This is a genomic window from Wolbachia endosymbiont (group A) of Colletes cunicularius (assembly GCF_964264715.1).
In the GTDB taxonomy this organism is placed as follows: Bacteria; Pseudomonadota; Alphaproteobacteria; order Rickettsiales; family Anaplasmataceae; genus Wolbachia.
Map to the genome: position 1 here is coordinate 1,167,959 of NZ_OZ183471.1, position 26,599 is coordinate 1,194,557.

General features: G+C 35.7%; 27 protein-coding genes, 2 tRNA genes and 3 pseudogenes. 11 read left to right on the forward strand and 21 right to left on the reverse strand.

What is annotated here, in order from left to right:
* Positions 1 to 353: 353 nt before the first annotated feature.
* Positions 354 to 1,952, reverse strand: a complete 1,599-nt coding sequence (locus ACFELZ_RS06930) for an ABC transporter permease (protein WP_375316000.1) — start codon at positions 1,950 to 1,952, stop codon at positions 354 to 356.
* Between the two features lie 129 nt (positions 1,953 to 2,081).
* On the opposite strand from ACFELZ_RS06930, the gene ACFELZ_RS06935 reads away from it, so the two are divergent.
* Positions 2,082 to 2,909: a rhodanese-related sulfurtransferase gene (locus tag ACFELZ_RS06935; RefSeq protein ID WP_375316001.1), complete on the forward strand. Its 828-nt coding sequence runs from the start codon at positions 2,082 to 2,084 to the stop codon at positions 2,907 to 2,909.
* 124 nt (positions 2,910 to 3,033) lie between these two features.
* On the opposite strand, the gene ACFELZ_RS06940 is transcribed toward ACFELZ_RS06935, so the two are convergent.
* Both ACFELZ_RS06940 and topA read right to left on the reverse strand, forming a co-directional pair.
* The gene (locus ACFELZ_RS06940) at positions 3,034 to 3,618 is read right to left on the reverse strand and encodes a hypothetical protein (protein ID WP_375316002.1); all 585 of its coding nucleotides are present in this window, start codon (positions 3,616 to 3,618) and stop codon (positions 3,034 to 3,036) included.
* Positions 3,619 to 3,673: 55 nt separating this feature from the next.
* Positions 3,674 to 6,124, reverse strand: coding sequence for a type I DNA topoisomerase (topA, locus tag ACFELZ_RS06945; protein WP_375316003.1), 2,451 nt, complete (start codon positions 6,122 to 6,124; stop codon positions 3,674 to 3,676).
* 292 nt (positions 6,125 to 6,416) lie between these two features.
* Between topA and ACFELZ_RS06950 the strand changes: the two genes are divergently transcribed.
* The 4 genes from ACFELZ_RS06950 (at position 6,417) to ACFELZ_RS06965 (ending at position 7,540) form a co-directional block, all read left to right on the forward strand.
* Positions 6,417 to 6,539: a hypothetical protein gene (locus ACFELZ_RS06950; RefSeq protein WP_375316004.1), complete on the forward strand. Its 123-nt coding sequence runs from the start codon at positions 6,417 to 6,419 to the stop codon at positions 6,537 to 6,539.
* A gap of 234 nt (positions 6,540 to 6,773) precedes the next feature.
* Positions 6,774 to 6,971 carry a transposase gene (locus ACFELZ_RS06955; RefSeq protein WP_375315805.1) on the forward strand — a complete coding sequence of 66 codons (198 nt, stop codon included), beginning with the start codon at positions 6,774 to 6,776 and terminating at the stop codon, positions 6,969 to 6,971.
* 3 nt (positions 6,972 to 6,974) lie between these two features.
* A complete protein-coding gene (locus tag ACFELZ_RS06960; protein ID WP_375315781.1) occupies positions 6,975 to 7,139 on the forward strand; it encodes a hypothetical protein in 165 nt (54 codons plus the stop codon).
* 17 nt (positions 7,140 to 7,156) lie between these two features.
* Positions 7,157 to 7,540 (forward strand): transposase, encoded by a 384-nt coding sequence (locus ACFELZ_RS06965; RefSeq protein WP_375316657.1) that lies wholly within the window; start codon positions 7,157 to 7,159, stop codon positions 7,538 to 7,540.
* 78 nt (positions 7,541 to 7,618) lie between these two features.
* Here ACFELZ_RS06965 and ACFELZ_RS06970 read toward each other — a convergent pair whose 3' ends face one another.
* Both ACFELZ_RS06970 and ACFELZ_RS06975 read right to left on the reverse strand, forming a co-directional pair.
* Entirely contained in the window at positions 7,619 to 8,512 is an 894-nt protein-coding gene (locus ACFELZ_RS06970) for an ankyrin repeat domain-containing protein (protein ID WP_375316005.1), read from the reverse strand.
* Between the two features lie 162 nt (positions 8,513 to 8,674).
* Positions 8,675 to 8,869 carry a hypothetical protein gene (locus ACFELZ_RS06975; protein WP_375316006.1) on the reverse strand — a complete coding sequence of 65 codons (195 nt, stop codon included), beginning with the start codon at positions 8,867 to 8,869 and terminating at the stop codon, positions 8,675 to 8,677.
* 513 nt (positions 8,870 to 9,382) lie between these two features.
* On the opposite strand from ACFELZ_RS06975, the gene nuoF reads away from it, so the two are divergent.
* On the forward strand, positions 9,383 to 10,636 hold the full coding sequence (gene nuoF, locus ACFELZ_RS06980) for an NADH-quinone oxidoreductase subunit NuoF (RefSeq protein WP_375316693.1): 1,254 nt from the start codon (positions 9,383 to 9,385) through the stop codon (positions 10,634 to 10,636).
* A 28-nt stretch (positions 10,637 to 10,664) separates the two neighbouring features.
* On the opposite strand, the gene infC is transcribed toward nuoF, so the two are convergent.
* The 3 genes from infC to nuoI all read right to left on the reverse strand — a co-directional run bounded on the left by infC (position 10,665) and on the right by nuoI (position 13,766).
* A complete protein-coding gene (gene infC, locus ACFELZ_RS06985) occupies positions 10,665 to 11,183 on the reverse strand; it encodes a translation initiation factor IF-3 (protein WP_265032780.1) in 519 nt (172 codons plus the stop codon).
* A gap of 12 nt (positions 11,184 to 11,195) precedes the next feature.
* Entirely contained in the window at positions 11,196 to 13,097 is a 1,902-nt protein-coding gene (gene thrS / locus ACFELZ_RS06990; protein ID WP_375316007.1) for a threonine--tRNA ligase, read from the reverse strand.
* A gap of 186 nt (positions 13,098 to 13,283) precedes the next feature.
* Positions 13,284 to 13,766, reverse strand: coding sequence for an NADH-quinone oxidoreductase subunit NuoI (nuoI, locus tag ACFELZ_RS06995; RefSeq protein ID WP_038199316.1), 483 nt, complete (start codon positions 13,764 to 13,766; stop codon positions 13,284 to 13,286).
* Between the two features lie 213 nt (positions 13,767 to 13,979).
* Here nuoI and mnmE point away from each other — a divergent pair, with 213 nt between their 5' ends.
* The 3 genes from mnmE to ACFELZ_RS07010 all read left to right on the forward strand — a co-directional run bounded on the left by mnmE (position 13,980) and on the right by ACFELZ_RS07010 (position 16,637).
* On the forward strand, positions 13,980 to 15,308 hold the full coding sequence (mnmE, locus tag ACFELZ_RS07000) for a tRNA uridine-5-carboxymethylaminomethyl(34) synthesis GTPase MnmE (protein WP_375316008.1): 1,329 nt from the start codon (positions 13,980 to 13,982) through the stop codon (positions 15,306 to 15,308).
* Between the two features lie 47 nt (positions 15,309 to 15,355).
* Positions 15,356 to 15,443 (forward strand) — tRNA-Ser (locus ACFELZ_RS07005).
* Between the two features lie 177 nt (positions 15,444 to 15,620).
* Complete coding sequence (locus ACFELZ_RS07010; RefSeq protein WP_375316009.1) at positions 15,621 to 16,637, forward strand: NAD(P)/FAD-dependent oxidoreductase; 1,017 nt, start codon at positions 15,621 to 15,623, stop codon at positions 16,635 to 16,637.
* Between the two features lie 474 nt (positions 16,638 to 17,111).
* Here ACFELZ_RS07010 and ACFELZ_RS07015 read toward each other — a convergent pair.
* Positions 17,112 to 17,910 (reverse strand): annotated as a pseudogene (locus tag ACFELZ_RS07015) (IS982 family transposase).
* Between the two features lie 48 nt (positions 17,911 to 17,958).
* On the opposite strand from ACFELZ_RS07015, the gene ACFELZ_RS07020 reads away from it, so the two are divergent.
* Complete coding sequence (locus ACFELZ_RS07020) at positions 17,959 to 18,084, forward strand: hypothetical protein (RefSeq protein ID WP_375316010.1); 126 nt, start codon at positions 17,959 to 17,961, stop codon at positions 18,082 to 18,084.
* Here the strand turns inward: ACFELZ_RS07020 and ACFELZ_RS07025 are convergent.
* Entirely contained in the window at positions 18,081 to 18,206 is a 126-nt protein-coding gene (locus ACFELZ_RS07025) for a transposase (protein WP_375316011.1), read from the reverse strand. The genes ACFELZ_RS07020 and ACFELZ_RS07025 overlap by 4 nt on opposite strands.
* A gap of 333 nt (positions 18,207 to 18,539) precedes the next feature.
* Positions 18,540 to 18,616: transfer RNA gene (locus tag ACFELZ_RS07030), tRNA-Met, on the reverse strand.
* 68 nt (positions 18,617 to 18,684) lie between these two features.
* Here ACFELZ_RS07030 and ACFELZ_RS07035 point away from each other — a divergent pair.
* Positions 18,685 to 19,686, forward strand: a pseudogene (locus ACFELZ_RS07035) (ComEC/Rec2 family competence protein); the annotation flags it as partial.
* Positions 19,687 to 19,704: 18 nt separating this feature from the next.
* Here the strand turns inward: ACFELZ_RS07035 and ACFELZ_RS07040 are convergent.
* The 10 genes and pseudogenes from ACFELZ_RS07040 to ACFELZ_RS07085 form a co-directional block, all read right to left on the reverse strand.
* Positions 19,705 to 20,463 (reverse strand): annotated as a pseudogene (locus tag ACFELZ_RS07040) (IS5 family transposase).
* Positions 20,464 to 20,529: 66 nt separating this feature from the next.
* Positions 20,530 to 21,099: an IS630 family transposase gene (locus ACFELZ_RS07045; protein ID WP_375316694.1), complete on the reverse strand. Its 570-nt coding sequence runs from the start codon at positions 21,097 to 21,099 to the stop codon at positions 20,530 to 20,532.
* A complete protein-coding gene (locus ACFELZ_RS07050) occupies positions 21,059 to 21,373 on the reverse strand; it encodes an IS630 transposase-related protein (RefSeq protein ID WP_375316012.1) in 315 nt (104 codons plus the stop codon). Before ACFELZ_RS07050 ends, ACFELZ_RS07045 begins: the two co-directional genes overlap by 41 nt.
* Before the next feature lie 36 nt (positions 21,374 to 21,409).
* Positions 21,410 to 21,868 (reverse strand): transposase, encoded by a 459-nt coding sequence (locus tag ACFELZ_RS07055; protein ID WP_375316651.1) that lies wholly within the window; start codon positions 21,866 to 21,868, stop codon positions 21,410 to 21,412.
* Positions 21,811 to 21,975 carry a hypothetical protein gene (locus ACFELZ_RS07060; protein ID WP_375315781.1) on the reverse strand — a complete coding sequence of 55 codons (165 nt, stop codon included), beginning with the start codon at positions 21,973 to 21,975 and terminating at the stop codon, positions 21,811 to 21,813. Before ACFELZ_RS07060 ends, ACFELZ_RS07055 begins: the two co-directional genes overlap by 58 nt.
* A gap of 3 nt (positions 21,976 to 21,978) precedes the next feature.
* On the reverse strand, positions 21,979 to 22,176 hold the full coding sequence (locus ACFELZ_RS07065; protein WP_375315805.1) for a transposase: 198 nt from the start codon (positions 22,174 to 22,176) through the stop codon (positions 21,979 to 21,981).
* 211 nt (positions 22,177 to 22,387) lie between these two features.
* The gene (ccmE, locus tag ACFELZ_RS07070; RefSeq protein ID WP_265032713.1) at positions 22,388 to 22,780 is read right to left on the reverse strand and encodes a cytochrome c maturation protein CcmE; all 393 of its coding nucleotides are present in this window, start codon (positions 22,778 to 22,780) and stop codon (positions 22,388 to 22,390) included.
* Positions 22,781 to 22,897: 117 nt separating this feature from the next.
* The gene (locus ACFELZ_RS07075; RefSeq protein WP_375316013.1) at positions 22,898 to 23,767 is read right to left on the reverse strand and encodes a biotin--[acetyl-CoA-carboxylase] ligase; all 870 of its coding nucleotides are present in this window, start codon (positions 23,765 to 23,767) and stop codon (positions 22,898 to 22,900) included.
* A 4-nt stretch (positions 23,768 to 23,771) separates the two neighbouring features.
* A complete protein-coding gene (locus ACFELZ_RS07080; protein ID WP_375316014.1) occupies positions 23,772 to 25,157 on the reverse strand; it encodes an NADH-quinone oxidoreductase subunit N in 1,386 nt (461 codons plus the stop codon).
* Entirely contained in the window at positions 25,154 to 26,596 is a 1,443-nt protein-coding gene (locus ACFELZ_RS07085; RefSeq protein ID WP_375316015.1) for a NuoM family protein, read from the reverse strand. The genes ACFELZ_RS07080 and ACFELZ_RS07085 overlap by 4 nt, the downstream gene beginning before the upstream one ends.
* Positions 26,597 to 26,599 lie beyond the last annotated feature (3 nt).

Sequence of the window (26,599 nt, forward strand, 5' to 3'; positions counted from 1 at the left end):
AAAAACTACAGAGCAAAGATGTTGGAGGACGGTTTAGTACTTTAGAATCAAAAATGCTTCCTTTCTATCTTATGTAAAATGGTATCTTATAGAAATTTATTTAATGTAGTTGGTTAGTGTATATGTTGATAAGTAAATTAATTTCATATATACAAAACAACAGAAATTTACTCATCAACATATACATTAACTATAATCTGTATACCACTACACAGAATATGAATAGGAAGTGTTTTTTGACTTTACAATACAGCTTAAGATTCAATTTTTATAATTTTCTTGTTGACTTACAAGACGGCATCTTTCTATTAGTGAGATTGAAGAATTAAGTGGAAATCTGTGAACGGTTACGTTTATTTTTTATCCTTATCATCAAGTGTAAATAAGGTTATTGTAGAGATTAAGCCTATTATAACTATTATCAACGAAAATGGGGCAGCTTCTCTATAGCGCTCATCGCTTACAAGTTCATATATTCTAGTTGATATAGTTTCAAAATTAAATGGTCTTATAATGAGTGTTGCTGTGAGCTCCTTGATAATATCCATAAATACGAGCAAAAATCCCGATAATATACTCTTCTTGATGAGAGGGATATGAACATTCAAACATGTGGAAATAGTCCCATGACCCATGGTATATGCAGTCCACTCAATTTCATTTGGTGTTTTTTTGAGCCCTGATTCTACCGCCTTGAAAGATATAGCAAAAAAACGAAATAAATATGAGTAAACTAATGCGCCAATAGTTCCTACCAAGCTAATTTCCACAATATATTGAGTAATGAAAGAAGATATTCTGCTTAAAAATATTATTATGCTAATTGCGATAATTGCATTTGGAATTGCGTAGCCTAAAGAAATGAGACGTGCTACATTATTGATTACCTTACTTTTACGCGCCGTATACCCAATCATTATTGCAATGCTAATTGAGATTAATGCGGTGATAAATGATAAACTAACGCTATTTGCTATTATATTATAGAACCTTGCTTCGTATATGAAAAACCCCTTCTCTATGCTCCAATATATGAGCGGAATCATTGGCAAAATAAAACCTATTAATATCGGCAATACACACATAAGATAAGCAAAGATCAATGGTATAGTGCCACTTACACTCCGTTTGTTGTAATAATCTGCATTAGTGTTGATTGAAGAGTAAGATATTCCTTTTTTTTGTAGTTTCTTTTCGATAGCTATTAGTGTTGCAACGAAAATCAATTCTGCAACTGCTAAAACAGTAGTTGAATATTTATCATGCAGTAAAAACCAGGTGCGATATATTCCTGTCGTAAAAGTATCGATAGCAAGAAACTGTGGTGTGCCGAAATCCGTAATTACCTCCATTAGTACCAAGGACAACCCAGCTATAATTGATGGACGTATGGAAGGTATGATGACAGAAAACAGGCTCTGTAATGAGGAGAACCCAAGTGTTGACGCAATAGTGACTGAGTTACTAACATTCTTTAGACTTGAGCGGACTAGCATATAAACGTATGGATATAAACTAAATCCCATTACTAATATTCCACCACCTAGGGATTTTATTTCAGGAAACCAATAGTCACCTTTGCTCCACTCTAAAATGTCTCTTAATGAGCTCTGCACCGGACCTGAAAATTCTAGTGTATTTACATAGACGAACGCTACTATATATCCAGGAATCGATATCGGAAAGAACAAAGCAATCTCAAAAATTTTACTTCCAGGAAATGAAAAAAATGTGGTGAGCCATGCTGGAATCACTCCAAATATGAAGGATATCCCCCCCACTCCTATCATCAAAATTAGCGTACTCAGTATATATTCAGGGAAAAGTGTGCTGATTACCCATCCAGAATTTGCTGATTCTGTAAATAGAATCGATATTAACGATAGTATAGGACAGACGAATAATATACTTACTAAAAATAAGAATATATTTTTAAATACTCTCAAAAACATTAATTTGGATCTATATTTGATATTAAAATGTTATATGTAAAAACTGAAGATATCCAGTAATTAACAGCCGTACTATTGAATATCTTTATAATTTTGTATATCATGTTTTTAGTTGATAAGTGAATAATCATGAGCTTCGTCATTGCAACTTTCTATCACTTTGTAGAACTCTCTAATTATTATGACATGAAAGACGAAATAAAAACCGCATGCGATAACATTGAATTAAAGGGTACTATACTCCTTGCAGAAGAGGGTATTAATGCAACCGTATCTGGTGAAAGAAACGCGATTGATAAAATATTCGATTTTCTACGTTCTGATTATAGGCTAAGAGACCTTACATGGAAAGAGAGTGCAGCAGAATATCAACCATTTAGCAAGATGAAGGTAAAATTAAAAAGAGAGATTGTGAATCTTGGTGTAGACAATCTTGATATTTCCCTTAAGGGTAAATATGTTGATCCAGAGCATTGGGATGATTTTACTTCTCAACCTGACGTTTTAGTAATAGATACACGAAATGAGTATGAAGTGAAATTAGGCAAGTTTAAAAATGCAATCAATCCACATACTCAGCGTTTTCGCGATTTTCCTGAGTGGGCAAAGTCTTTCTCTGAGAGTAAAGACCTGAAAGTAGCTATGTACTGCACTGGTGGGATTAGATGCGAAAAATCAACAGCGTACATGAAAAATCTTGGATTTAACGATGTGTACCACCTGAAAGGCGGCATTCTTTCTTACCTTGAAAAAACTTATAATAAAAATGGTAATTGGGAAGGTGAGTGTTTTGTTTTTGATGATAGAATTACTGTTGATAACTCACTTACTCCAAGCAACACAATAAAATGTATATTCTGCTCAAATCAAGTTTCAACGGACAAGCTGAAGTCAGTTCCACGTGGCCAAGTGGTTTGTTCTGATTGTAAACTTCAGTGTTATAGCTATAATAAGTAAGATCTCTCTACGTCATACCGCCGCAGTATCTCAGCCGCTAACAAGCAGCGGGATGACGAGGTCTTGAAATAGTCTTGTGTTAGCTATAGAAGAAAGCCCCTGTGCTAGTATTTAATACAGATCTTCAATAACTCTTGTGAGGTTGCATATTTTTAACTTCAGTGTTTTCAAGATATGTACTCACAGCATAACCCACCCCAGCTCCGAGTAACGCGCCAACCACAGCAGATGCAATAAACACTGCAACAGAGACGCCAACAGGAGTTAAAGCAGCAGCTCCTAAACAATATGCTGCAACTAAACCAACTGCTTTGCCATAATACTTATAGTGTTTGCCACTACTTTTAAGTTTTTCTTGCGAGTTTGATACCTGATTTACATTTCCACTTTTATTGCTAGTATTGCATCTTTCTAAATCATTCTCTAAATCATCTTTTAAACCACTTTCTAAATAACTTCCCAAACTATTTTTTAAATCATCTTTTAAATCATTGGCTAACTCTTCTTCATTGCAATCTTCTATTATTACAATACCTCGTTCTAGTAATTCTTCTTCATATTCATCGTTAATACTGTTCCTACCAAGATTAAGCACTTTGATTTCCATTTTTTGTTTAATAAAGTCTAATAACTCGGTTGTATCTACGTTATCCAACTCATGTAAATCTAAAGTTTTACCTCGGATATATCTATTAAATTCTATTGCCATTCTTCCTAAGCATTGTCAAATATATTTCAATTTTACCTAATATTTCAACAAAAGTCTACTTTTTATTCTTAATCAACTCTAAAGCCTTCTTCAAATCTATGCTTTCAATATCTGCATTCTTACCCAAAGCAACGTTTGTTCTATCGCATTTTATATAGAACCCGTACCTTCCTTTGCAGATAAAGACTTCTTTTCCTTTTTCATTAACCCCGAGAGACTTTAACTCTTTGCGTGGACTGTTTGCAATAATTTGTACAACTTCGCTCAATTCTGTATTCAGCACCTCTTTAGAGCTTTTTTTAAGAGAAAAATATCTACCATCATAAAAAATATAGTACCCAAATCGTCCAAGGCCTATTTTTACTTCCTTTCCAGTTTCTGGGTGTTCTCCAATTATTTTTGGCAAGGAGAGCAACTGAGTAGCGGTATTTAGATCAATGTCATTAACATTTATATCTTTTGGTATGGAAATCGTTTTTTTCTTTTTCGATTCGTTATTGAACTCCAGGTAAAGCCCAAAAGGGCCTTTTTTGATCATCACCTCTTGCCCTGTCACATCGTCTATACCCAAACTTTTTGGATATTCTGAGTTGTCATTACTACCTGTAATTTCTTTTGTATGGCTGCATGCAGGGTAGTTAGAACATCCAAGAAATACTCCCGCTTTTCCAAAATTCAATTTCAATATGCCATCAGAGCAAATAGGACATTTCGTATTCACCTCTTTTTTTCCTTCTTCTGAACAAAACCAATCGATTACCAAATCGTGAATGCCGCTGAAAACTTCATCATGCGTCATTTGCTTGACAGAATTTACATGACCAAAAAATGGCACCCAAAAGTGGCTCAATTCTTTTTTCCAATCTGCATGTCCATTTGAGATTAAATCAAGCTTTTCTTCCATTTGTGCTGTGAAATCATACTCTACACAACGCTGAAAAAAAGTTTCTAAAAATATAGTAACGATCTTACCACGACTGCTTGGAATAAATCTTTTATTATCCAGTGTAACATACTCACGATCCTGCAATACCGAAATAATTGTCGCATAAGTTGATGGACGGCCTATACCGATTTCTTCCATTTTTTTAACGATACTTGCTTCACTATAACGAGGTGGCGGTTGAGTGAAATGCTGTTTTGGCTCAACTGAAATCAGCTTACACGCTTCCCCTTCCTTCATGGCAGGTAGCAGGCCTTCATTTTCGGCTTCCATGTTATCTTGATAGACTTTATAAAAACCATCAAAGAATATACTTGATCCACTTGCTCGCAGAATCACTTTCTGATCAGTAGAACTAATTTCAACTACCACTTGATCAAGAATCGCCGATTCCATTTGACTTGCAATGGTTCTTTTCCAGATTAAATCGTACAATTTAAATTGCTCTGGCGTTAAGTAATCCTTAACACTACCCGGCGTTCTATTGATATCAGTTGGACGAATTGCTTCATGTGCTTCTTGAGCATTTTTGACCTTTTTTACATATTTACGAGGAGACTGTGGTAAATATTTATCACCATATAACGACTTAATTGACCCTCTAATTGAGTTTATAGCCTCATCTGCAATATGAAACCCATCTGTACGCATGTAAGTTATCAACCCTACAGTTTCACCACCAATATCGATACCTTCATATAAATTTTGCGCTATGCGCATAACATTTTTCACGTTAAAATACAGCTTATTCACTGCATCTTGCTGAAGACTTGAAGTAATAAATGGAGGAAGTGGGTTTCTCTTAACTTGCTTGCGTTCTACTGTGCTTACAGCATATTGCCTTAATTCAATCTCCCTGACTAAGTTCTTTGCCTCTTCTTCATTCTTAATATCAAATTTTTCCAGCTTTTTATTGTCATAGTGGCTTAGCATAGCAAAAAAAGCCTCATCTTTGCTATTTTGCATTTCTGCCTTTATGCTCCAATACTCCTGTGTTATAAACTTACTGATTTCATCTTCTCGTTCGCATATAAGCTTTAATGCAACAGACTGCACTCGCCCTGCAGACTTGCTCCCCGACAATTTCTTCCATAACAGTGGTGACAAACTAAATCCAACTAGATAATCCAAAGCTCTGCGTGTTTGCTGTGCGCGCACTAAGTCCATATTAATTTCACGTGGATTCTTTATTGCTTCTTGAACTGCTCTCTTTGTTATCTCATTAAAGACTACTCTATAAATGTTGTTTTCATTACTGATTGCTTTCTTTTCTTTTAATGTCTCTATCACATGCCAAGCCATTGCTTCCCCTTCTCTGTCTGGGTCTGTTGCAAGATATATATCTGATGCTTTACTCGCTGCTTTTACTAACTCTTTTATATACTTTTCTGCTTTTTCAATGGTTTCATACTTTATAGCAAAATCATTATCCGGATCGACAGAACCGTTTTTTGCTGGAAGATCCCTCACATGTCCAAAGGATGCAGCTACTTTGAACTCTTTACTTAAATATTTGCCTATTGTCTTTGCTTTCGCAGGTGATTCAACTATTAATAATGCCATATTGTTAATTATTTTAGTATTTAAAGATAATATGTTGAGAAATATACGATGAAAAGTAAAAAAATATTTTAATAGGTCTTGTGAATTTTACAGAGTAGGTTGTTCATGGTTTCCAGAAAACCCTTGGACCTTGCTATTTTCAAGTGAATTTGAAGGTCTATTACAATAGTATATGATTGCAGCAGCAACCAGACAACAAGCTCCAACTACTATTCCCACTGCTATAGCTAACCCAAGAAAGGTTTACCTGAAGGATAGAATAGGTTATAATGGCATATTAAAGAGATGAAAAATGCCAAGCCCATATAGTGAAGACCTCAGAGAACGAGTTCTCAAAGCAATTGATGAAAAAACAATGACGATAAAAAGAATTAGTGAAATATTTAAACTGAATATAAAAACAATATATTTATAGAGGAAAAGGAAAAGGAAAAGAGAAACAGGAAACATAAAGCCATCTTCAGGCTATCAAAAAGGTGACTGAGCCTCACCGGTGGCAGAATCTGGGTCACGAGGTCTTCTTCCTACACTCCATGTAAGAGCAGAAAGTGCCTCAAAGAAGTACCAACCTGCCACCTATCCACTCTAAGAGCCTGTCTTCAAACTAAGTAGAAAGGAGTTAAGAAGTGTGTTATAAGATATATTTTAAATGTACCCAAGCGATATAAGTGACAAAGAATGGAAGATAATAGAGCTATATTTTGAACCTAAAAAGACCGGTAGACCAAGAAAACATAGTATTAGAACAATTATTAACGCAATCCGCTATATGATGAGAACAGGATGTCAATGGAGACAACTGCCTAAAGATTTTCCACCATGGAAAACAGTGTATAGTTGTAATTAGCGATTGAAAAAAAGTGGAATATGGCAAGAGATTCATGATTTTCTAGTTAAAAAAGTAAGAGAGATAATTGGTAAGAATGAAACTCCATCAGTGGGAATAATAGATAGCCAATCAGTAAAAACTACTCAAAAAGGGGATCCAGAGGATATGATGCTGGCAAGAAAGTAAAGGGTAGAAAGCGCCACATCGTTGTAGATACTGTAGGTCTTGTAATTGCTGCTGAAGTACAAAGTGCAAGCATTCAGGATCTTGATGGTGCACTAAATCTTTTTGTTCAAGCCAAATGCAAAGCTCCAACATTACATAAGTTTTTTGCTGATCAAGGATACACAGGTAAATTGCAAAACCGCTGCTTATTGGAAACTGGATGTTTATTGACGATTACCAAGAAAATAGTTGATACAGGATTTCAGGTTATTCCCAAACGTTGGATTGTTGAGAGAACCTTTGCTTGGCTCTCCAATTTTAGACGTATGAGTAAGGATTATGAGCATTCTCCTCTCACTTCAAAAAACAACATCTTCTTTAATATGATCACTATTATGCTTCACAAATTAGCTCATTCTTGAGTTTGAAGACAGGCTCTAAGATTCTATTAACTCTCCTACCTTACACTAGAAATAGGAGAAAAGAGGTTTCTTCTTTCTCTAAATATGTGCACCACGACTGATAAGGTACTCCTTCACGTCCTCTTTAATATCTTTATCTTGATATTCACTATCTTGAGTAGCCAAATATAGCGGTGTATTATCACTCTTGTCTCTGGCATTTATATTTGCCCCATTTATTACAAGACATTTGACCATGTCAAAGTTACAATGTTCAGCAGCTATATGTAATCCAGTGGTGCCATCTTCTGTTGTAGCATTGACATAAGCTCCTTTCTCTATTAGGTATTCTACTACTTCAACATTATCTCGCTCAACAGCATTAAGTAAAGGTGTCCAGCCGTTTTCTCCCACAAAATTTACATCAACTCCTTTCTCCCCTACCAAATATTCAACAACGTCCAAGTGGCCATTTAATATCGCTATTTCCAATAGATCATTGCAGTCATAAGTGACATCTTTTCGGCTCATCAGATATTCTATAGTATCCAAATCACCACCTACAATAGCTTCACCAAATAAAGTACTGCCATATTCATTAATTGGTGCCATAGGATCAATACCCTTTTCTTCTACAAAATATTTGACTATTCTAACATGGCCATATTGAAATGCATAATATACGGGAGTACCTTCATTGTCAGTAATATTATAATCAGCACCCTGATCTATTAAAAATCTTACCACATCAATGTTTCCTGAAAAGGCAGCATAATGCAAAGGAGTCCAACCACCTTCATCTTGAGCATTTAAGTCAGCTCCTTCACTTAGAAGAAGATGTGCGGTTAGATACAAATTACCTTTTTCAGCAGCTGAATGTAAAGGTGTTTTGCCTGCAATACTAGTATCTATGGGTTTGCCATTTAGATATTTTGTACTTTGATCAGACGTTTCTTTAACATTATCCCTTTTTTCAACATATTTTTTTGTCATAATGACCTCACTAAATTAATAAAACTATTCCATTCTACAGACACAAACATTATTTTTTTTATTAACTGCAAAACCTGTATAAATTCCTATATGCACTGCTCATTCTCTCTCATGAGGGCATTCATAATTATGCTAATATCTTATATATATTAATTAATAACCTCACTTTCTTCCCTCTTCAATGGCCTCTTCTATAACAGCAGCTATTTCGTTCAGCTTCTTCAACTGACTCACTTCTGGGTTTTTACGCATTTCCTTCAGCACCTTTTGATAAAGATTTTGTCTTTTCTCATTATCGAGCAGTTTGCAGTATAGTTTTAGCTGCTCAGGGGTCTTTGATAGTAGTCGTGCTAACACTGATTCTCGGTTATTGTCTCATGTAAAAATCCTCTATGTCACATACTAATGTCAGTTTTGACGTTTTCATAATGTTTTTCCCCTATTAAGATTTATTGATTAGTGGTAGTAGTTGAAATAGCGCAGTTGCTCGCTCCATAGCTTCGGTATCTTCAATAAGCTATGTTTTATTGTTTAAAGTATCTTCGGCTTTGTTGCATATGAAGAAGCGTAGATGGCAAATTTGAAGATAGGCAGAATTTTAAGTTAAGCAAAGTAAGATTGAAGGAAGCTATAAAAATTAGAAAACTTGGTTGAAATTAGTAACAACAAAAAATCTTTTATTGACTCAATTCTATTTTATTCTACAAATTTGCTTTAATTTTTCTTGCAAGTTCTCAACTGGGTGTGTATCCTTACGTGAGTGAAGATTAATAAAACGCATTCTATATCGTTAATTTTGTCAAATTGACAAGCAAGCGTGAGAGGAGTTCTTTTTTAGTGTTACTCCTTCACTCACAAATTTTGAAAAACATGCTAAAAGAACAAGACAAAATATTCACCAACCTAAATGGTAAAGAAACTCCACTACTTAAGGGTGCAAAAAAACGTGGTAGCTGGCAAAAAACAAAGGAGTTACTAGATTTAGGATCAGAAAAGATCATTGATGAAGTAAAGAAATCTGGTTTGAGAGGTCGAGGGGGTGCAGGATTTTCCACCGGCCTTAAGTGGAGCTTTATGCCCAAAAATCTCCCAAAAGCATATTTAGTAGTCAATGCAGATGAGTCAGAACCTGGTACATGTAAAGATAGAGATATATTGCGATATGAGCCACATAAGTTACTTGAGGGAATTCTCCTAGCCGGCAAAGCGATCAGCGCATCAGTTGCGTATATTTATATCAGGGGTGAATTTTATAATGAATATTTAGTTCTAAAAAAAGCACTTGAGGAAGCCTATAAAGAAAACTTAATTGGAAAAAATGCCTGCAAATCAGGTTATGATCTTGATGTGTTTATCCATAGGGGTGCAGGAGCTTACATATGTGGGGAAGAAACAGCTCAACTCGAATCAATTGAAGGAAAAAAGGGCTTTCCTCGCATGAAACCTCCATTTCCCGCAGGTGTTGGACTTTTTGGCTGTCCAACCACAATAAACAACGTTGAAACTATAGCCATGGTTCCAGATATTCTAAATCGCGGAGGAGAATGGTTTGCATCTCTTGGTAAACCAAATAATACTGGTACTAAGATTTTTTGTATTTCAGGACATGTAAACAACCCGTGTAATGTTGAAGAAGAGCTCGGAATTCCACTACGTGAATTGATTGAAAAATACGCAGGTGGAGTGCGAGGGGGTTGGAATAATTTACTTGCTGTAATACCTGGTGGGTCTTCAGTGCCATTAATTCCAAAATCTATATGTGATACTATTGAAATGGATTTTGATTCATTAAGAACCGCACAATCAGGGCTTGGTACTGCTGCTGTAATAGTGATGGATAAATCAACTGATATAATAGCTGCAATAGAGAGATTATCACACTTTTACATGCATGAGTCCTGTGGACAATGCACACCATGCCGTGAAGGTACTGGGTGGATGTGGAGGATTATGAAGAGGATGGTGGCAGGAGATATTAAGCCTGATGAAATAGATAAGCTGCTTGACCTTACAACTCAAATAGAAGGACATACAATTTGCGCGCTTGGTGGTGCTGCAGCTTGGCCGATTCAAGGATTAATAAGACATTTTCGCCATGTTATCAAAGAGAGAGCGATAGTTTAACTCTACTTATACTTCTTAAGCCGTTTTGCTACTTAGCAACCAGAGCTAAAAAATATTGATTCCCTTCCCTTTTAGGTGCCAATTCTACCTTTGCAATATCTTCAGTGTCTCTAATTAGCCGTTCTAATTTTTCCAGTCCGACTTCAGTGTTTATAAGCTCTCTGCCCTTAAATCTCATTGTAACTTTGATTTTATGTCCGTGGGCAAGTAAGTCTCTTGCTTGACGCAATTTTGTTTCGTAGTCGTGATCACCAATATTAGGACCCAGTTTAATTTCTTTTATAGTTAATGTTTTTTGTTTCTTTTTTGCTTCACTTGCTTTCTTTTTTATATCATACTTTTGTTTGCTATAATCCAGAATTTTACATACTGGAGGGGTTGAATCAGGTGCAATTTCCACCAAGTCTAAACCAACACCCTGTGCAAATTCCAAAGCTCGTTCTATTGGCACGATTCCGACCATTTCACCACTATGATCAACTAAGCGTACCTCCTTAGCTGTGATGAATCCATTAATTCTGTTTTTATTGTTCTTTTTAACTTGCAAACTTTAACTCCCTTAATTTAAATTAATACTTTTTAACAGCGATTCAGTAGCCTTTTCCAAAGAAAAAGACTCCTGTCTTTCCGATCCTAAATTTCTCACTGACACAGTTTTACTTGTAACTTCATTTTTGCCTACAATCCACAATATAGGAACCTTGTTTGAACTATGCAAGCGTATCTTATAACTAATTTTTTCATTGGTCAAATCAGTCTTGACTCTCACACCTTGTTCTTTTAAAATATTGCTAATTTCTGTGGCGTAACCGTCAGCTTCATTTGTAATGGTCAGAATAGCAAGTTGCGTTGGAGCAAGCCAAACTGGAAATTTTCCTGCATAATTTTCTATCAAAATTCCGATAAAACGCTCAAAAGTCCCAAGAATTGCCCTATGTAACATGACAGGGTGATGCTTGTACCCATCTGCCCCTATATAAAAAGCTCCCAGACGTTCTGGTAAAATGAAATCAACTTGTAATGTTCCACATTGCCAATTTCTGCCTATTGCGTCTTTCAAAACGAACTCTAACTTTGGACCATAAAATGCACCTTCACCAGGGTTAAGTTTATAACTCAAGCCCGCTTCTTTAACGGCTTCAAGCAGCGCTTTTTCAGCTCTATCCCACACTTCATCATTACCTACTCTAATATCTGGACGGTCTGAAAATTTCACAGAAATTTCATTGAATCCAAGCTCTGAATATACTTCTTTTAAAAGGTCACAAAACTTTACAGTTTCAGAATTTACTTGTTCTTCCATACAAAAAATGTGTGCATCGTCTTGCGTAAAACCACGCACTCGCATCAGTCCGTGCAATGAGCCTGAGCTTTCATTTCTATGGCATGTGCCAAACTCTGCCATACGTATTGGTAGATCGCGATAGCTTCTGGTGTGAGAATTAAAAATCTGCACATGACAAGGGCAATTCATAGGTTTTATTGCTAGCTTTTTGCTTTCAGATTCATCAACAATAAACATATTTTCACGAAATTTATCCCAATGTCCCGACTTTTCCCACAGTTCCTTGCTTACTAAAATAGGGGTTTTTACCTCAAAATAGCCATTATTTATTAGCTTCTTTCTGATGTAAGACTCAAGAACATTATATAAAATATATCCTTGTTCATGCCAAAAAACCTGCCCGACAGCTTCCTCTTGGATGTGAAATAAATCCATATCCTTGGCAATTTTGCGGTGATCACGTTTCTCTGCTTCTTTGAGACACTCAAGATAAGCGTTTAATTCATCCTTATTTCTCCATGCTGTGCCATATATTCGCTGCAACATTGGGCCCTTTGCATCACCTCGCCAGTATGCACCCGCTACTTTCATAAGTTTAAACGCTTTAACTCTGCCGGTTGATGGTGAGTGCGGACCACGGCATAGGTCTACAAAATCGCCTTGTCTATAAACAGTTAGGTTTTCACTCTCTGATATAGAGGATATAATTTCAACCTTATATTTTTCGCCTATACCACTAAAGAAATCAACTGCCTGCTTGCGAGTCCAAACCTCTCGAACAAATCTGTGATTACTTTTTACAATCTCTTTCATTTTCTTTTCTATTGCAGCAAGATCATCCGTAGTGAAGGTACGATCTGTAGCAAAATCATAGTAAAAACCGTCCTGAATTGTTGGGCCAATAGTAATCTGAGTATTAGGAAATAGCTCTTTCACTGCCTGCGCCATTATATGAGCAGCATCATGCCTTATTATATCTAAACCCGCTTCTTCACTCAGTTGTATCACCTCTATCTCTGCATCAGATTCAATTTCACGTGAGAGATCATACAACTCACCGTTTACTTTCAATGCAACTGCTTCTTTCAAAACATCCGGTTGTAATATATCAAAGCTAGTGACTCTACCACTGTATTCTTTTACTTTTTGTTCGGTTGAAAAGGTAACTTTTATCATTCATCAGACCTTTTGTCATCCCAGTGCGTGACACTGGGATCCATGTTTCTTTTTTTTTCTAGATTCCAGCGTCACGCGCTGGAATGACACCAAAAGGTGAGCTACTGATCTTTCACTTAAATAACAGTTGTACAAGAGATCTATTACATACTTGCTGTAAGAAATTTTAATTGTTGACATACCTAGTTAATAATACGGTCTATTCTTTTTTAACCTGAGTGCAATTGCGTCTTCCCAAACTTCACCATTACGCAATAACTTTTCTTTATTGTACATTAGCTCCTCTCTTGTTTCAGTAGCAAATTCAAAGTTAGGACCCTCCACAATTGCATCAACTGGACATGCCTCTTGGCAAAGTCCGCAGTATATGCATTTTGTCATATCAATATCATAGCGCGTGGTGCGACGACTACCGTCTTCTCTTTCCTCTGCTTCAATAACTATTGCTTGAGCAGGGCAGATAACTTCGCATAATTTACAAGCTATGCATCGTTCTTCACCGTTTGGATACCTACGCAACGCATGCTCACCACGAAACCTTGGACTTAAAGGGCCCTTCTCCATAGGATACCTCAAAGTAACCTTTGGCTTAAACATATATTTTAATGTAATAACAAACCCTTTAATTAACTCTACAAAAGACCAATACCAAGCTAATTTCTTGAGCATAAAATATTCAAAACCTATGTTGATAATTATAAATCATATTATCAGTTTTCAAAATAAATATTTTCACCTGAGTGACCTTTGCAGTTTTTTATATAGTGTATTTATTAATATGATATTACTATAAACTAGCAAGATAGATAAAAACTTTGAATATTTTCAAATTAGGTATTTTGGTTTCTTAAGTGTAATATTGCTAAGTAGTTTATATAAATAATGACAAACACAAATGAAACTATTTTCGCTTTATCGACCGTATTGGGTAAGTCAGGAGTTGCAGTAATCAGAATTTCAGGCAACTACGCGCTTAAAGCTTTAAATCATTTTCATATTAAGAAAGAAATTAAACCAAGATTTGCTACTTTAGTTGATCTATATGATGATTCCAATCAATTGATAGATAATGGAATAATCATCTATTTCCCTGCTCCAAACAGTTTCACTGGCGAGAACGTTATAGAGTTACAAGTGCATGGAAGCAAGGCAGTCATAAAAATCATCTTGGAGGAATTATCAAAAATTTTTGTTATGGCCAGGCCTGGAGAATTCTCACTTAGGGCTTTTCTAAATGGTAAATTTGACTTAACGCAAATAGAAGGGATTGCAGACTTAATTGATGCTGAGACGAAAATGCAAGCTAAACAAGCGATTAAGCAGATATCGGGAGAATTGGAGAGACTATACAGCAATTGGAGGCAAAGATTAATAACGATACAATCCAAAATCGAAGCATATATAGACTTTCCAGAGGACATTTGGGCAGAAAAAAGTGAATTGAAAAAAATTAATAATGAAGTGCAATCTCTCGTGCAGTTGATACAAGAGCATTTAAATGATAATAGACGGGGCGAAAGGTTGCGTGAGGGTTTACATATTGTAATAACTGGTGAACCAAATGTCGGTAAATCAACTCTGTTTAATTTCTTAGCCAAGCGTGATATTGCTATTGTTTCTGAATATGCAGGCACAACAAGAGACGTGCTTGAAGCTCATATTGACATTGGCGGATACCCAATCATTCTCTCTGATACTGCTGGAATTCGTGAGAGTTCAGACCCGATAGAATCAGAAGGCATAAGTCGAGCAAAAAAGAGGTCTTTTGAAGCTGATCTAAGAATAGAACTATTTCCTTTTGAACAACGTTATAATATCAATTGCAACGTTGTAAATAGCGATACTATTTATGTATTGAGCAAAGCTGACGATGCAATTAATGACAGAAATATACTGATTGGCAGTGTAGATTTTCTACCTATTTCTATTTTAAAGGGAATAGGTACAAACAAGTTGATCTCTCTCATAAAAAAGAAGGCAGAGGAAAAATTTGGGCATGATAGAGACACTCCTGTGATTACTCGGCAAAGACATAGGAGTCACATGCAGAAAGCACTGGAACATTTACAACGTTTTAATATCGATAATCCAATTGAGTTGATATCTGAAGATTTGAGGCTTGCTGCATTTGAACTTGGTGCGGTGATTGGAATTATTAATGTTGAGGAAATATTGAGTAGTGTGTTTAGCAACTTTTGCGTGGGCAAGTAAAGCTTTTATAGATTGCTTAAAATCAAATGTTGTGATAGAAAAGAAATGGACGGATGGCCGAGCGGTTTAAGGCACCAGTCTTGAAAACTGACGTACGTGATGAGCGTACCATGGGTTCGAATCCCATTCCGTCCGCACGCTACTTTTAGCATCCCGCTATGTTAGCTGATTTTTAGAGCTTATTTGGACTATGTGGTTCATAACGCTGGAAATCCTATCTAATCTAGCCACATCTTTTAAAAATACATCCCTTTGTAAATTGACCTTATTAGCGAAGAAAGCTAATATCTATAAATAGATTACCATCTGAATATGAAAACCGATATAGTAATAATAGGTGCAGGGCCTATTGGAATATTCACTGCTTTTCAAGCGGGAATGCTTGATATGAGATGTCATATAATAGATGTTTTGGATCAAGCAGGAGGACAATGCACAGCTCTTTACCCAGAAAAGCCAATATATGATATACCTGGTTATCCTGTAATTACTGCCCAAAAATTGATTGAGCAATTAATGGAGCAAGCTTCACCATTTGAGCCTGTTTACCATTTAAGTCAAAAAGTGGAAAAGATTTCGAATAACTGTGATCAAAGCTTTACTATCATAACTAACACAGGTACAGAGGTAAAATGTAAGGCTGTTATTGTTGCTGCAGGTAGCGGAATGTTTGAACCTAACCGTCCACCCTTAAGTGGTATATTAGAATATGAAAATCAATCTGTATTTTACAGTGTAAATAAAATTTCTGATTTTCAGGACAAAACTATAGTCATTGCAGGGGGGGGTGATTCTGCAGCTGATTGGACTGTAGAACTTTCTAAAGTTGCAAAGAAAATTTATGTGATACATAGAAGAAAGGAATTTCGCTGCACTCCTGAAACTAGAAATAAATTAGAATCACTTGAAAATGATGGAAAGATAGAACTGGTAGTGCCATATCAATTACACGAACTAGCAGGAGGTAATGGGCAGTTGAGCGCAGTGATAGTAAAAAACATTGCCTCTAAGGAAGAAAAAGAAATATCCGCTGATTTTTTGCTGCCATTCTTTGGATTGTCAATGAATCTTGGTCCAATAAACAGTTGGGGTATAGAGTTAGAACATGGCCGCATAATTGTCGACCCAGCTACACTTAGAACCAGTAGAGATAGAATATATGCAATCGGAGATATAGCTACTTATTCAGGCAAACTCAAGTTGATACTAAGTGGTTTTGCCGAGAGTGCCATGGCTTGTTATGACATATACAAAGTAATCCACAACTCTCCAGTCAATTTTCAATATTCAACTTCAAAGGGAATTCACGGGAAAGAAAAACTTACTTGACACCCTTCGCCAGCCCCCTTATTATGACAGTGAAGCTATTGTATTTGCTTTCGCCAATCTGCAGATTAAAAGGTAAGGATTACTTAATGTATCGGCGTCTTATGTTCAATTTTTTGCAGTATATAGATACTGTATGTCTTTACAAAACTTCATCTACATCTAGATTTTTATCTAAATAAGCTGAACGCGCTTACAAAGCGTTACAAGACATCAAAAAATGCCAATACTCGACAAAGATAGTAAAGGACTAGCTAACTCGGAGATTCTTTGTCTTTTTTTCTGCTTGGTAAACTTCTTAAACATTTGCAGCGTAGGTTAGTTGCAATTAAAAGCAGCTTAATCTCGCTTGTCAAGCGTTTAAAACATAAAAAACGCCAATATTTTAAAGCGAATAATAACCACGGGGCTTCTTTTGCCTTTTTTTTTCATTTGGTAAATTTCTTAATGTTTATAGCTAAAAACGCGAATTCTGGATTAAGGAAGGAAGAAAGTATAGGAAATAGAAGGCTTTGTGGATTTGATGGAATAGGAAATGAGAGTAGAAAAGATATGAACCAAAAAATTAACAGGGGATCTATGGCGAGTGTGTTCAATTTCTAGTCTATTTTTTAGGTAACCAAAAACAGTCTCCTTTTTTCACGTTGGTAACAAGTTTCAAACCTCGGTCAAACAGCTTCTGAAAAAGCTCTTTTGCAATATAACCTTTGTCACCAAACAAAAGACCGATTAATTTTTCCGTCAGATTTGGCACAGGTATCCTATCATCAACATTGCCTTTTGTTAGCGTAAGTGCATGAATTTCAACATTTTCATTGATTACCATATGTAATTTGAAACCAAAAAACCAGCCGTAAGTGCTCTTGCTTAATTTTGCAATTCCAGCAAAAACTTTGTTTTTGGATATTCTTTTTGCATGACAAACTGCAATGGGAGTTGTGTCTATATATGAAATTCCAGTGTTTTCTGACTGTCCACAAAGCCAATGCAACAACATTGCTAAATGCCACAAAACCCTAGGCTTTAGAGCAACAAACCTGGTATATGAAGGTAACTTTGGAAACTCTGATTTGTAGAGCAACGTTAGGTAATGTAGATAGAAAGTTTTACACGGAGATTGTTGATATAGCAGGATTATTGTCATGATTTCGGAGTGCTCAATTTCCGTTGTTCTTGTGGGGTTTTTACCATTTGGCAGTAGTTTATCTGCAAAATTTTTCTCTATATCTCTGCAAAAATCATCGACCAAACAAAACAGTTTTGTTATATCTTCCATGGGTAACCTCATCTATTTTTTTATCACTGCTGAGTTTACCCTGTTTTCTTGCCTTTTCTATTCTCCTTTAATCCAGAATTCACGTTAAGAAAAGTGCTGCCAAGCTTTTGGCCCAATATTAATTCGGCTATTGATTTTGTCTTTCAGCTCTCGGGGAAATCTTACTTCGGTTAGCTATAGCGGATTGCGTTAATAATTGTTCTAATACTATGTTTTCTTGGTCTGCCGGTCTTTTTAGGTTCAAAATATAGCTCTATTATCTTCCATTCTTTGTCACTTATATCGCTTGGGTACATTTAAAATATATCTTATAACACACTTCTTAACTCCTTTCTACTTAGTTTGAAGACAGGCTCTAAGTTGGCGTTTTTTAATGTTTTAAATGCTTTATAAGCGTATTTCAGCTTGTATAGGTAAAAACCTAGAAATTTGATAAAGACATAGAGTGCACATAGTGCAAAAAATTAAACATAAGACGCCAAATACGTTGAGTTTTTTTGTCATTTAATCTGTACAGAGAAGATAAATAAATAGCTTCAGTTTCATGACAAGGGGGCTGGCGGAGTTTGTCAAGCAAGTTTTGGTTTGTATGAGCTGCCTGAAATCACAATATTCGCACAGTTGGAAAATGGTTGCGGGAGTAGGATTTGAACCTACGACCTTCAGGTTATGAGCCTGACGAGCTACCGAGCTGCTCCATCCCGCGTCGTTGTTTATTTAGCTATTATACTTGCAATTATAGGATATACAAGGATAAAATCCGCTATGGGTCGTATGTTAGTATATTTATTAACTTTTTTTGACATAATAGTTAGCTATATACGTCATAACCTACGTAATGAAAAATATAACTTGATACTGTGGTTTCCTGTGTGTCAGTGTGTAGGGATTTTAACCTATTTTTCCCTAAGTTTTGAACCAAGCTGCATTTTCACTATATCTATTTTTCTTTTGCTTTCACCTACACTAACTCTGATTGCGATACTGCACAAAAGGTACATAATACTATGCATTGCTTTAATTGCAGTGCTCATAGGATTTACAGCTAGTAAATTAAGAACAGCTTTAGTTGATACTCAAATTCTTAATAAAGAGAGATACGTAAAAGATATAATTGCCACAGTGAAGGACATTAATGACAGGGGCTCATACAAACAATTTCTGCTTTCTGTCTCTACTATCTCAAAATCCTCTCCTGTCATCCCAGCACCCCCTTTTGTCATCCCAGTACTTGATACTGGGATCCAGAAAAAAAGGATATGGATTCCAGCGTTACGCGCTGGAATGACACCGTATAGAGCTCTAGATAACATCAGAATATCAGTTAGAACCAAAGTGGAAAAAGGCATTAAAATAGGCGATCAAGTAAAATTATCAGCAAAACTCTTCCCTCTAAAGATTGCGCCCTCGGAGCATGCATATGATTTTGCAAGAATAGCATATTATCAGAAAATAAGTGCAACAGGTTTTGCAACAAGCAAAATAGCTTTGCACAAAAAGGCTGAAGCAAGGAAATTTCAAGAATATATAGAATCTTTCCGTCAATACATTTATGAAAACCTGCAGCAAAATATTAAAAAACCACATGCAGACATAATTTCTGCATTACTAATCGGCAAAAAGGACGGAATAGACCAAAAAACTATGGATGCGATAAGAGATTCAGGTATAGCACATTTGTTTGCCATATCTGGTTTGCATTTATCATTCGTTGCTGGTCTGTTTTTTATAGTGTTTCGTAATTTATTCGCAATATCTGAAACTTTGACTCTTAAGAGCATGTCTTGAAAAGATTTAAACGGGTAATTTAGCAAGCATAATAGTAATCATATCAAAGAAGATATTAGTTTTTGAAGTAAGTGGCGAGTGTTCATAGTCCTTACTCATGCGCCTAAAATTCGAAAGCCAAGCGTTCAACAATCCATCGTTTAGGAATGACCTGAAACCCTACAGAATCACTAGCTTTTTTGGCAATTGTGAGTAGACATCCTGTCTTCAGAAAACAGCGATTTTGAAGCTCACCTGTATATCCTTGATCAGCAAAAAACTTCTGTAATGTTGGAGTTTTCTGTTTAGCTTGAGAAAAAAGATTCAGAGCGCCGTCACGATCTTGAATGCTTGCACTATGAACGTCAGCTACATTGATTAGGCCTAATGTATCTACAATAATATGGCGTTTACGGCCTTTTATTTTCTTGCCAGCATCGTAACCTCTGGATCCCCTTTTTGAGTCGTTTTTACTGACTGGCTGTCTATTATCCCAACCGATGGTGTATCATTTTTACCAACCATTTCTCTTCCCTTTTTCACCAAAGTGTCATGTATTTCCTGCAATTTTCCGTTATTACGCCATCTAAAATAATGATCATACACAGTCTTCCACGGCGGAAAGTCTTTTGGCAGCATTCGCCATTGGCAGCCACCTCTCATTATATACCTTATTGCATTAATAATTGCTCTGATGTTGTGCTTCCTTGGCCTCCCTATTGCTCCTTGTGCAACATTTGGCTCCAAAATTTCCCATTCCTTATCACTTATATCGCTTGGATACAATTCTTACCTCCTATTTTTAACTTACCTCATCATACCCTTTTTTTCTTTTCAAGACAGGTTCTATAGCTAACCGAAGTAAGATTTCCCCGAGAGCTGAAAGACAAAATCAATAGCCGAATTAATATTGGGCCAAAAGCTTGGCAGCACTTTTCTTATGGCATGCTTAATGGCAAACCAGAACTTCTCAATCGGATTTAAATCCGGTGAGTATGGCGGCGAGAACAAAATTTTACACCCAACATTTTCTATCAAATTTTTCGTTCTTGCAGATTTATGAAAGCTTGCATTATCGAGAACAATAGTCTGTCCAGGTTTTAATATAGGAACAAGTATATTTTCTACATAAGCATCAAAAATCTCGCTGTTGCAGTAGCCCTCAATTACCCAGGAAGCTTTAACTTTTCCCTCATTTAGTGCTCCTATTATGCTTACCCTCTTTCTTTTAAACCCTGGTTTATCGGCAAATAACCTCTTGCCTTTTTGAGACCACCCATATTCATAAAATCTGTTGTCTTCTACTCCAGAGTCATCTATGAATATCAAGTTTTCTTTTTCTATTCCTTCTATTTTTTTTATGAACTCCTTGCGTTTCTCTTCATTCCTTTCCTGATAAAGAAAAGTTTTTTTTATATGTATAGTTTACTTTTTTAAGATAATTGTAGACTGTGCCTTTGCACATGTTGCCAAATTTTTCAATTATTTTTTCAACCGTAATATCTCGGTTTTCATCCAGAAATTTGACAAAGCCATCTAAGTATTTAATTTTATGACTATGTCCCTTTTGGTAGCCTGAAGACGGTTTTATACTTCCTGTTTCTTCTCTTCTTTTCCTCCACCAGTATATAGTTTTTCTATCAATTTTGAACATCTTGCTTACTTCTTCCATAGTCATTTTTTTCTCGTCAACCACTTTTAAAACTCGTTCCCTCAGAGCCTGTCTTCAAACTCAAGAATGAGCTAATTTGTGAAGCATAATAGTGATCATATTAAAGAAGATGTTGTTTTTTGAAGTGAGAAGAGAATGCTCATAATCCTTACTCATACGTCTAAAATTGGAGAGCCAAGCAAAGGTTCTCTCAACAATCCAACGTTTGGGAATAACCTGAAATCCTGTATCAACTATTTTCTTGGTAATCGTCAATAAACATCCAGTTTCCAATAAGCAGAGGTTTTGCAATTTACCTGTGTATCCTTGATCAGCAAAAAACTTATGTAATGTTGGAGCTTTGCATTTGGCTTGAACAAAAAGATTTAGTGCACCATCACGATCCTGAATGCTTGCACTTTGTACTTCAGCAGCAATTACAAGACCTACAGTATCTACAACGATGTGGCGCTTTCTACCCTTTACTTTCTTGCCAGCATCATATCCTCTGGATCCCCTTTTTGAGTAGTTTTTACTGATTGGCTATCTATTATTCCCACTGATGGAGTTTCATTCTTACCAATTATCTCTCTTACTTTTTTAACTAGAAAATCATGAATCTCTTGCCATATTCCACTTTTTTTCAATCGCTAATTACAACTATACACTGTTTTCCATGGTGGAAAATCTTTAGGCAGTTGTCTCCATTGACATCCTGTTCTCATCATATAGCGGATTGCGTTAATAATTGTTCTAATACTATGTTTTCTTGGTCTACCGGTCTTTTTAGGTTCAAAATATAGCTCTATTATCTTCCATTCTTTGTCACTTATATCGCTTGGGTACATTTAAAATATATCTTATAACACACTTCTTAACTCCTTTCTACTTAGTTTGAAGACAGGCTCTTAGGAATTCGATTCCAGATATTGGAGAAGCTCCTCCATTATTCCATATTACTGGTGAAGAGAACGGATTGCTTTAATAAAAAAGGTAACAGCTTGCTAGCAGGCTGTTACTCTCTCTACATATCGTTTCAATACAGCTGAATTAGGGAATCTATTTTAAAACTTTCGGCATATAGTTCTCATCATGTTTTGCAAACACTGTATCTGCAAGAAAAGTACTATTATCAAACATTTTACCTTGCACAACAACACCACTTTTTTCTGAAAACATTGGTGGAAGTATTCCCTGATATTTCACCATAACGCTCTTATTAAAATCTGTCATTTGAAAAATCACTTCACTTTCGTTGCGTATCACGCTATTTTCAACGACCATTCCACCAACACGGATTGGCTTTTGATTATTTGGTAAAACTATTGCCTCACTTACTGTATAGAAAAATGAGATATTTTCTTTGAGCGTCGTTAAAATAAAAAAGACTATGCAGCTTAAAAAGCAGAAAATTCCTGAAGTTATAAGTAATCGCTTATGTTTCTTCTTCATTATTATCTTTCAGGCTTTCTAGAATTTTTTTACTTTTAGTATAGCAAGAAATGGTAAAAATCAGTTCTCCGGTAATCAACGTAAAACTAATAAGGTAAGCAAAAATTACATATGTATTCATAATGCATTATCAATAAATAACTCACCTGCATCAAAATAAATTAAGCTTCCATCCTTTTGCTGCAACACCAATTTACCACTTTTATCTATATCAGCAAAAATTCCTTCATACAATTTGTCAGCTAACTTTACACTGATTTGCTCATTCATTTTGAATGCTTTTTTTAACCACATTTCTCTTATAGCATAAAACCCATCAAATAGCCATTGTTTTCTTAGCTTATTAAAATTTATTATTAATTCCTTTAACAGATCCATGTTAGACACAGATTCACCGTAATTGCTAATGCACGTTGTTCCTGGAAGTGGTGCATGATTGAAATTAATTCCAATTCCTATAATGAGCCAATTCGAATTGGACTTTCTTTCAAGCAATATTCCACTGATTTTTTTACTATCAACTAGGACATCATTTGGCCATTTATATTGAATGTTACTATCATTCATAAATGACAGTAAAGTATTCCCTACAGCAAGAGCAGTCACAAAAGTCAATTCTGTTAATTTGCTGATGTCTTTAACTTGACTCGTTAAGCCTACTGTTATCCCAGTACCATCCGATGTCATCCCAGTGCTTGACACTGGGATCCATGCTTCTTGATTCCTAGATTCCAGCGTCACGCGCTGGAATGACACCGAAAGCGGGCTTTTATCGAGATAATTGTTAAAGAGGTTTACTACCAAACTTGCATAAAAATTATCCTCGGGAGAAATCCAGCTTTTTCCAGTGCGTCCCCTACCTTCTGTTTGTTTATCGGCAATAATAATAGTTTCATTAGATATCCCTCTCTCAATTAAACCCAACGCTTCTTCGTTAGTGCTTGAAACTTCTTTGTAATGATGAATATGAAAGCCCTCAGGGATCACCTTGTCAGCCCTTTAGTTCAATGAGTGAGTAAAGATCTTCTACATACAAGAAAAGAACGAGGTTGATCAGTGAAGCCACTGAAGTAATAATGAATAGACCCTTAGAATAAGCAACCTTATTACCACTAGCTTTATCAAAATACATAACTTTCATGATATTTAAATAATAGTAGCATGATATCACACTCGCTATTACAAGGATCAAAGACAGGCTGATAAAGCCAGAATTTATTAAACTTTTGAATATAAAAAATTTAGCGATAAAACCTGCAAGTGGAGGTATTCCCGACATCGAGAGTAATAGTATAGAAAGATGGAATGCTAAAATTGGTTGCTTTTTTCCTATACCAGATAAATTTGCAATATCACAATCGTCATCGTCAATTTGTACGAGATATGAGAATAGCCCTATGCTTGTGATGATATATATCACCAGATACATTAAGGCACTATCTGTTCCTGCTTGTGTAAAAATAGAAAGTGAAGCAAATATAAAACCAATGTGACCAATTGAACTGTAAGCAAGCAGCCTTTTTAAGTTTTGCTGACGCAAGGCCCCAAAAGCTGAGATAAGCACAGACAATGCTGAAACGTATAAGAAAATAGGCTGAACATAACTTTTTACATTTACTAACTCTTCATTCATCAATCGAATTAAAAATGTTACAAGTGCAGCTTTTGGGGCCGTAGAAAAAAACGCAGTTACTATGGTAGGTGCACCTTGATAGACATCTGGAGCCCACATATGAAAAGGAGCAATAGCAAGCTTGAAACACAAACCAATAAGGATAAAAACTAACCCAAAAACTATTCCATAAGTTATCTGATGGTTTTGTAAGAATGAACCGAGCTCAGAGAAATTGACTTGTCCTGTATATCCATAAAGCAGCGACATTCCATATAGCATAATGCAGGAAGATAGTGCACTAAGTGTAAAATATTTCACTCCTGCTTCACATGAATAAGCTGAATCTTTATTAAAGCTCGCAAGAACATACAAAGATATACTCATCAACTCAAAAGCTAAATAAAAAGAAATCAGACTATTTGCTGAAACCAAAGTTATCATGCCAAATAGCGCAAAAAGAATCAGTATTGAAAATTCATATTTATAGTCATATTTTGATAAATTCAGCATCAAAAGTATTAAAATTCCTGTGCTGAGAATTAAACCTTGGGCTGACCTGATGTATAAATTGAGTTTTAACAACGAATTAAAGAGAAAAATTTCATTGTTTTCTGCCGAAATAATTAAAATAATCAAAGTTACCACTGTGCAGCCAAGTGCTAATAAGTTGATAGTTCGGCGGTTAAATATAATTCCAAGCAGTAGCAACACTAACGAGGAGATAATAGAGAACGTTTCCGGCAATATCTGTATATAATTCATAGCGCATTATATTTGACTAACAAATTTGCCATATATGGCTTCAAATAATTCAGTGCAAGGGTTGGGTAGAATCCGAGCAAAATAACAAACACTGCAAGCAGAATTAAGACAGAAAATTCTATGCTATCCAAGCGATTATTTAATAATTTAGAATAGCTAACCCCCCATATTATTTGCTTACATAAATTCAGCATATAAACTGCGCTTAAAATAGTGCCAAGTGTGATAAATCCTGTAAAAAACCCTATGCTCTTAAACATTCCAACCATAGCCAAAAACTCACCTATGAATCCAGATGTTCCAGGTAGCCCTATTGAAGCCATTGAAAATAAAATGAACATAAAACCAAATTTTGGCATTGTGTTTACTATGCCAAAGTACTTTGCAATCTCCAAAGTTCCAGTTCGAGTATATAGCATTCCAACACACAAAAATAAAGCAGCAGAAATAAGGCCATGACTAATCATTTGAAATATGCTACCCAGTACTCCTTCCTCACAAAATGAAAAGAGGCCAGCGGTAACGATCCCCATATGTGCTATTGAAGAATAAGCTATTAACTTCTTTATATCATCTTGAGCAAACGCAACTAGAGAAGCATATATCACCGCAATAATGCTCAGCACAACAACGAAATTTGAAAAATACAAACTTGCCTGAGGAAGCATTGGAATAGAAAACCTTAAAAATCCATATCCCCCCATTTTAATAAGCAAGCCAGCTAAAATCACAGATCCAGAAGTTGGTGATTGCACATGCGCATCAGGAAGCCAGGTGTGAAATGGAAACATAGGTACTTTTATTGCAAAAGAAATAAAAAATGCAATCCACAGCAATGACTGCACTTCAAGATCAAGGCTTGGCACTAATGTAGCTAATTTTTGTATACTAAACGTTCCAAAAACACTATAGATGTATACCAACCCAAGTAGAAATAATAATGAGCCAGTTAATGTATAAAGAAATAACTTAAACGTCGCATATATCCTTTGCTTCCCTCCCCAAATGCCAATAATAAAGAACATTGGTATTAAGACAGCTTCAAAAAACACATAAAAGCTTATAGCATTCAGTGAAACGAAAAAACCGACTACAAAACTCTCAAGCAGTAGAAATAATGCCATATATGGCTTGAGGGTCGTATAACTCATTTTGCAATTATAGAGCATACAAATAACAAACAAGAAGGTCGTAAGTAGAAGGAAAAGCAACGATATTCCATCCACCCCTATTCCAATATTTCTAATTGGGTAGCTGACAAACTGAAAGTCCGTATTGTTATAATCAAATTCTATACAAGCTACAATGCTAAGCAAAAATGGAAGTACAGCAAAAAATAGGGCAAGGAATCTTAGGTGTATAGATTGATGATTAATCCTGATCGAGGATAAAATCAACGCTCCTATCAGTGGAAGCAAGAATATACTAAGTAACAACACCTT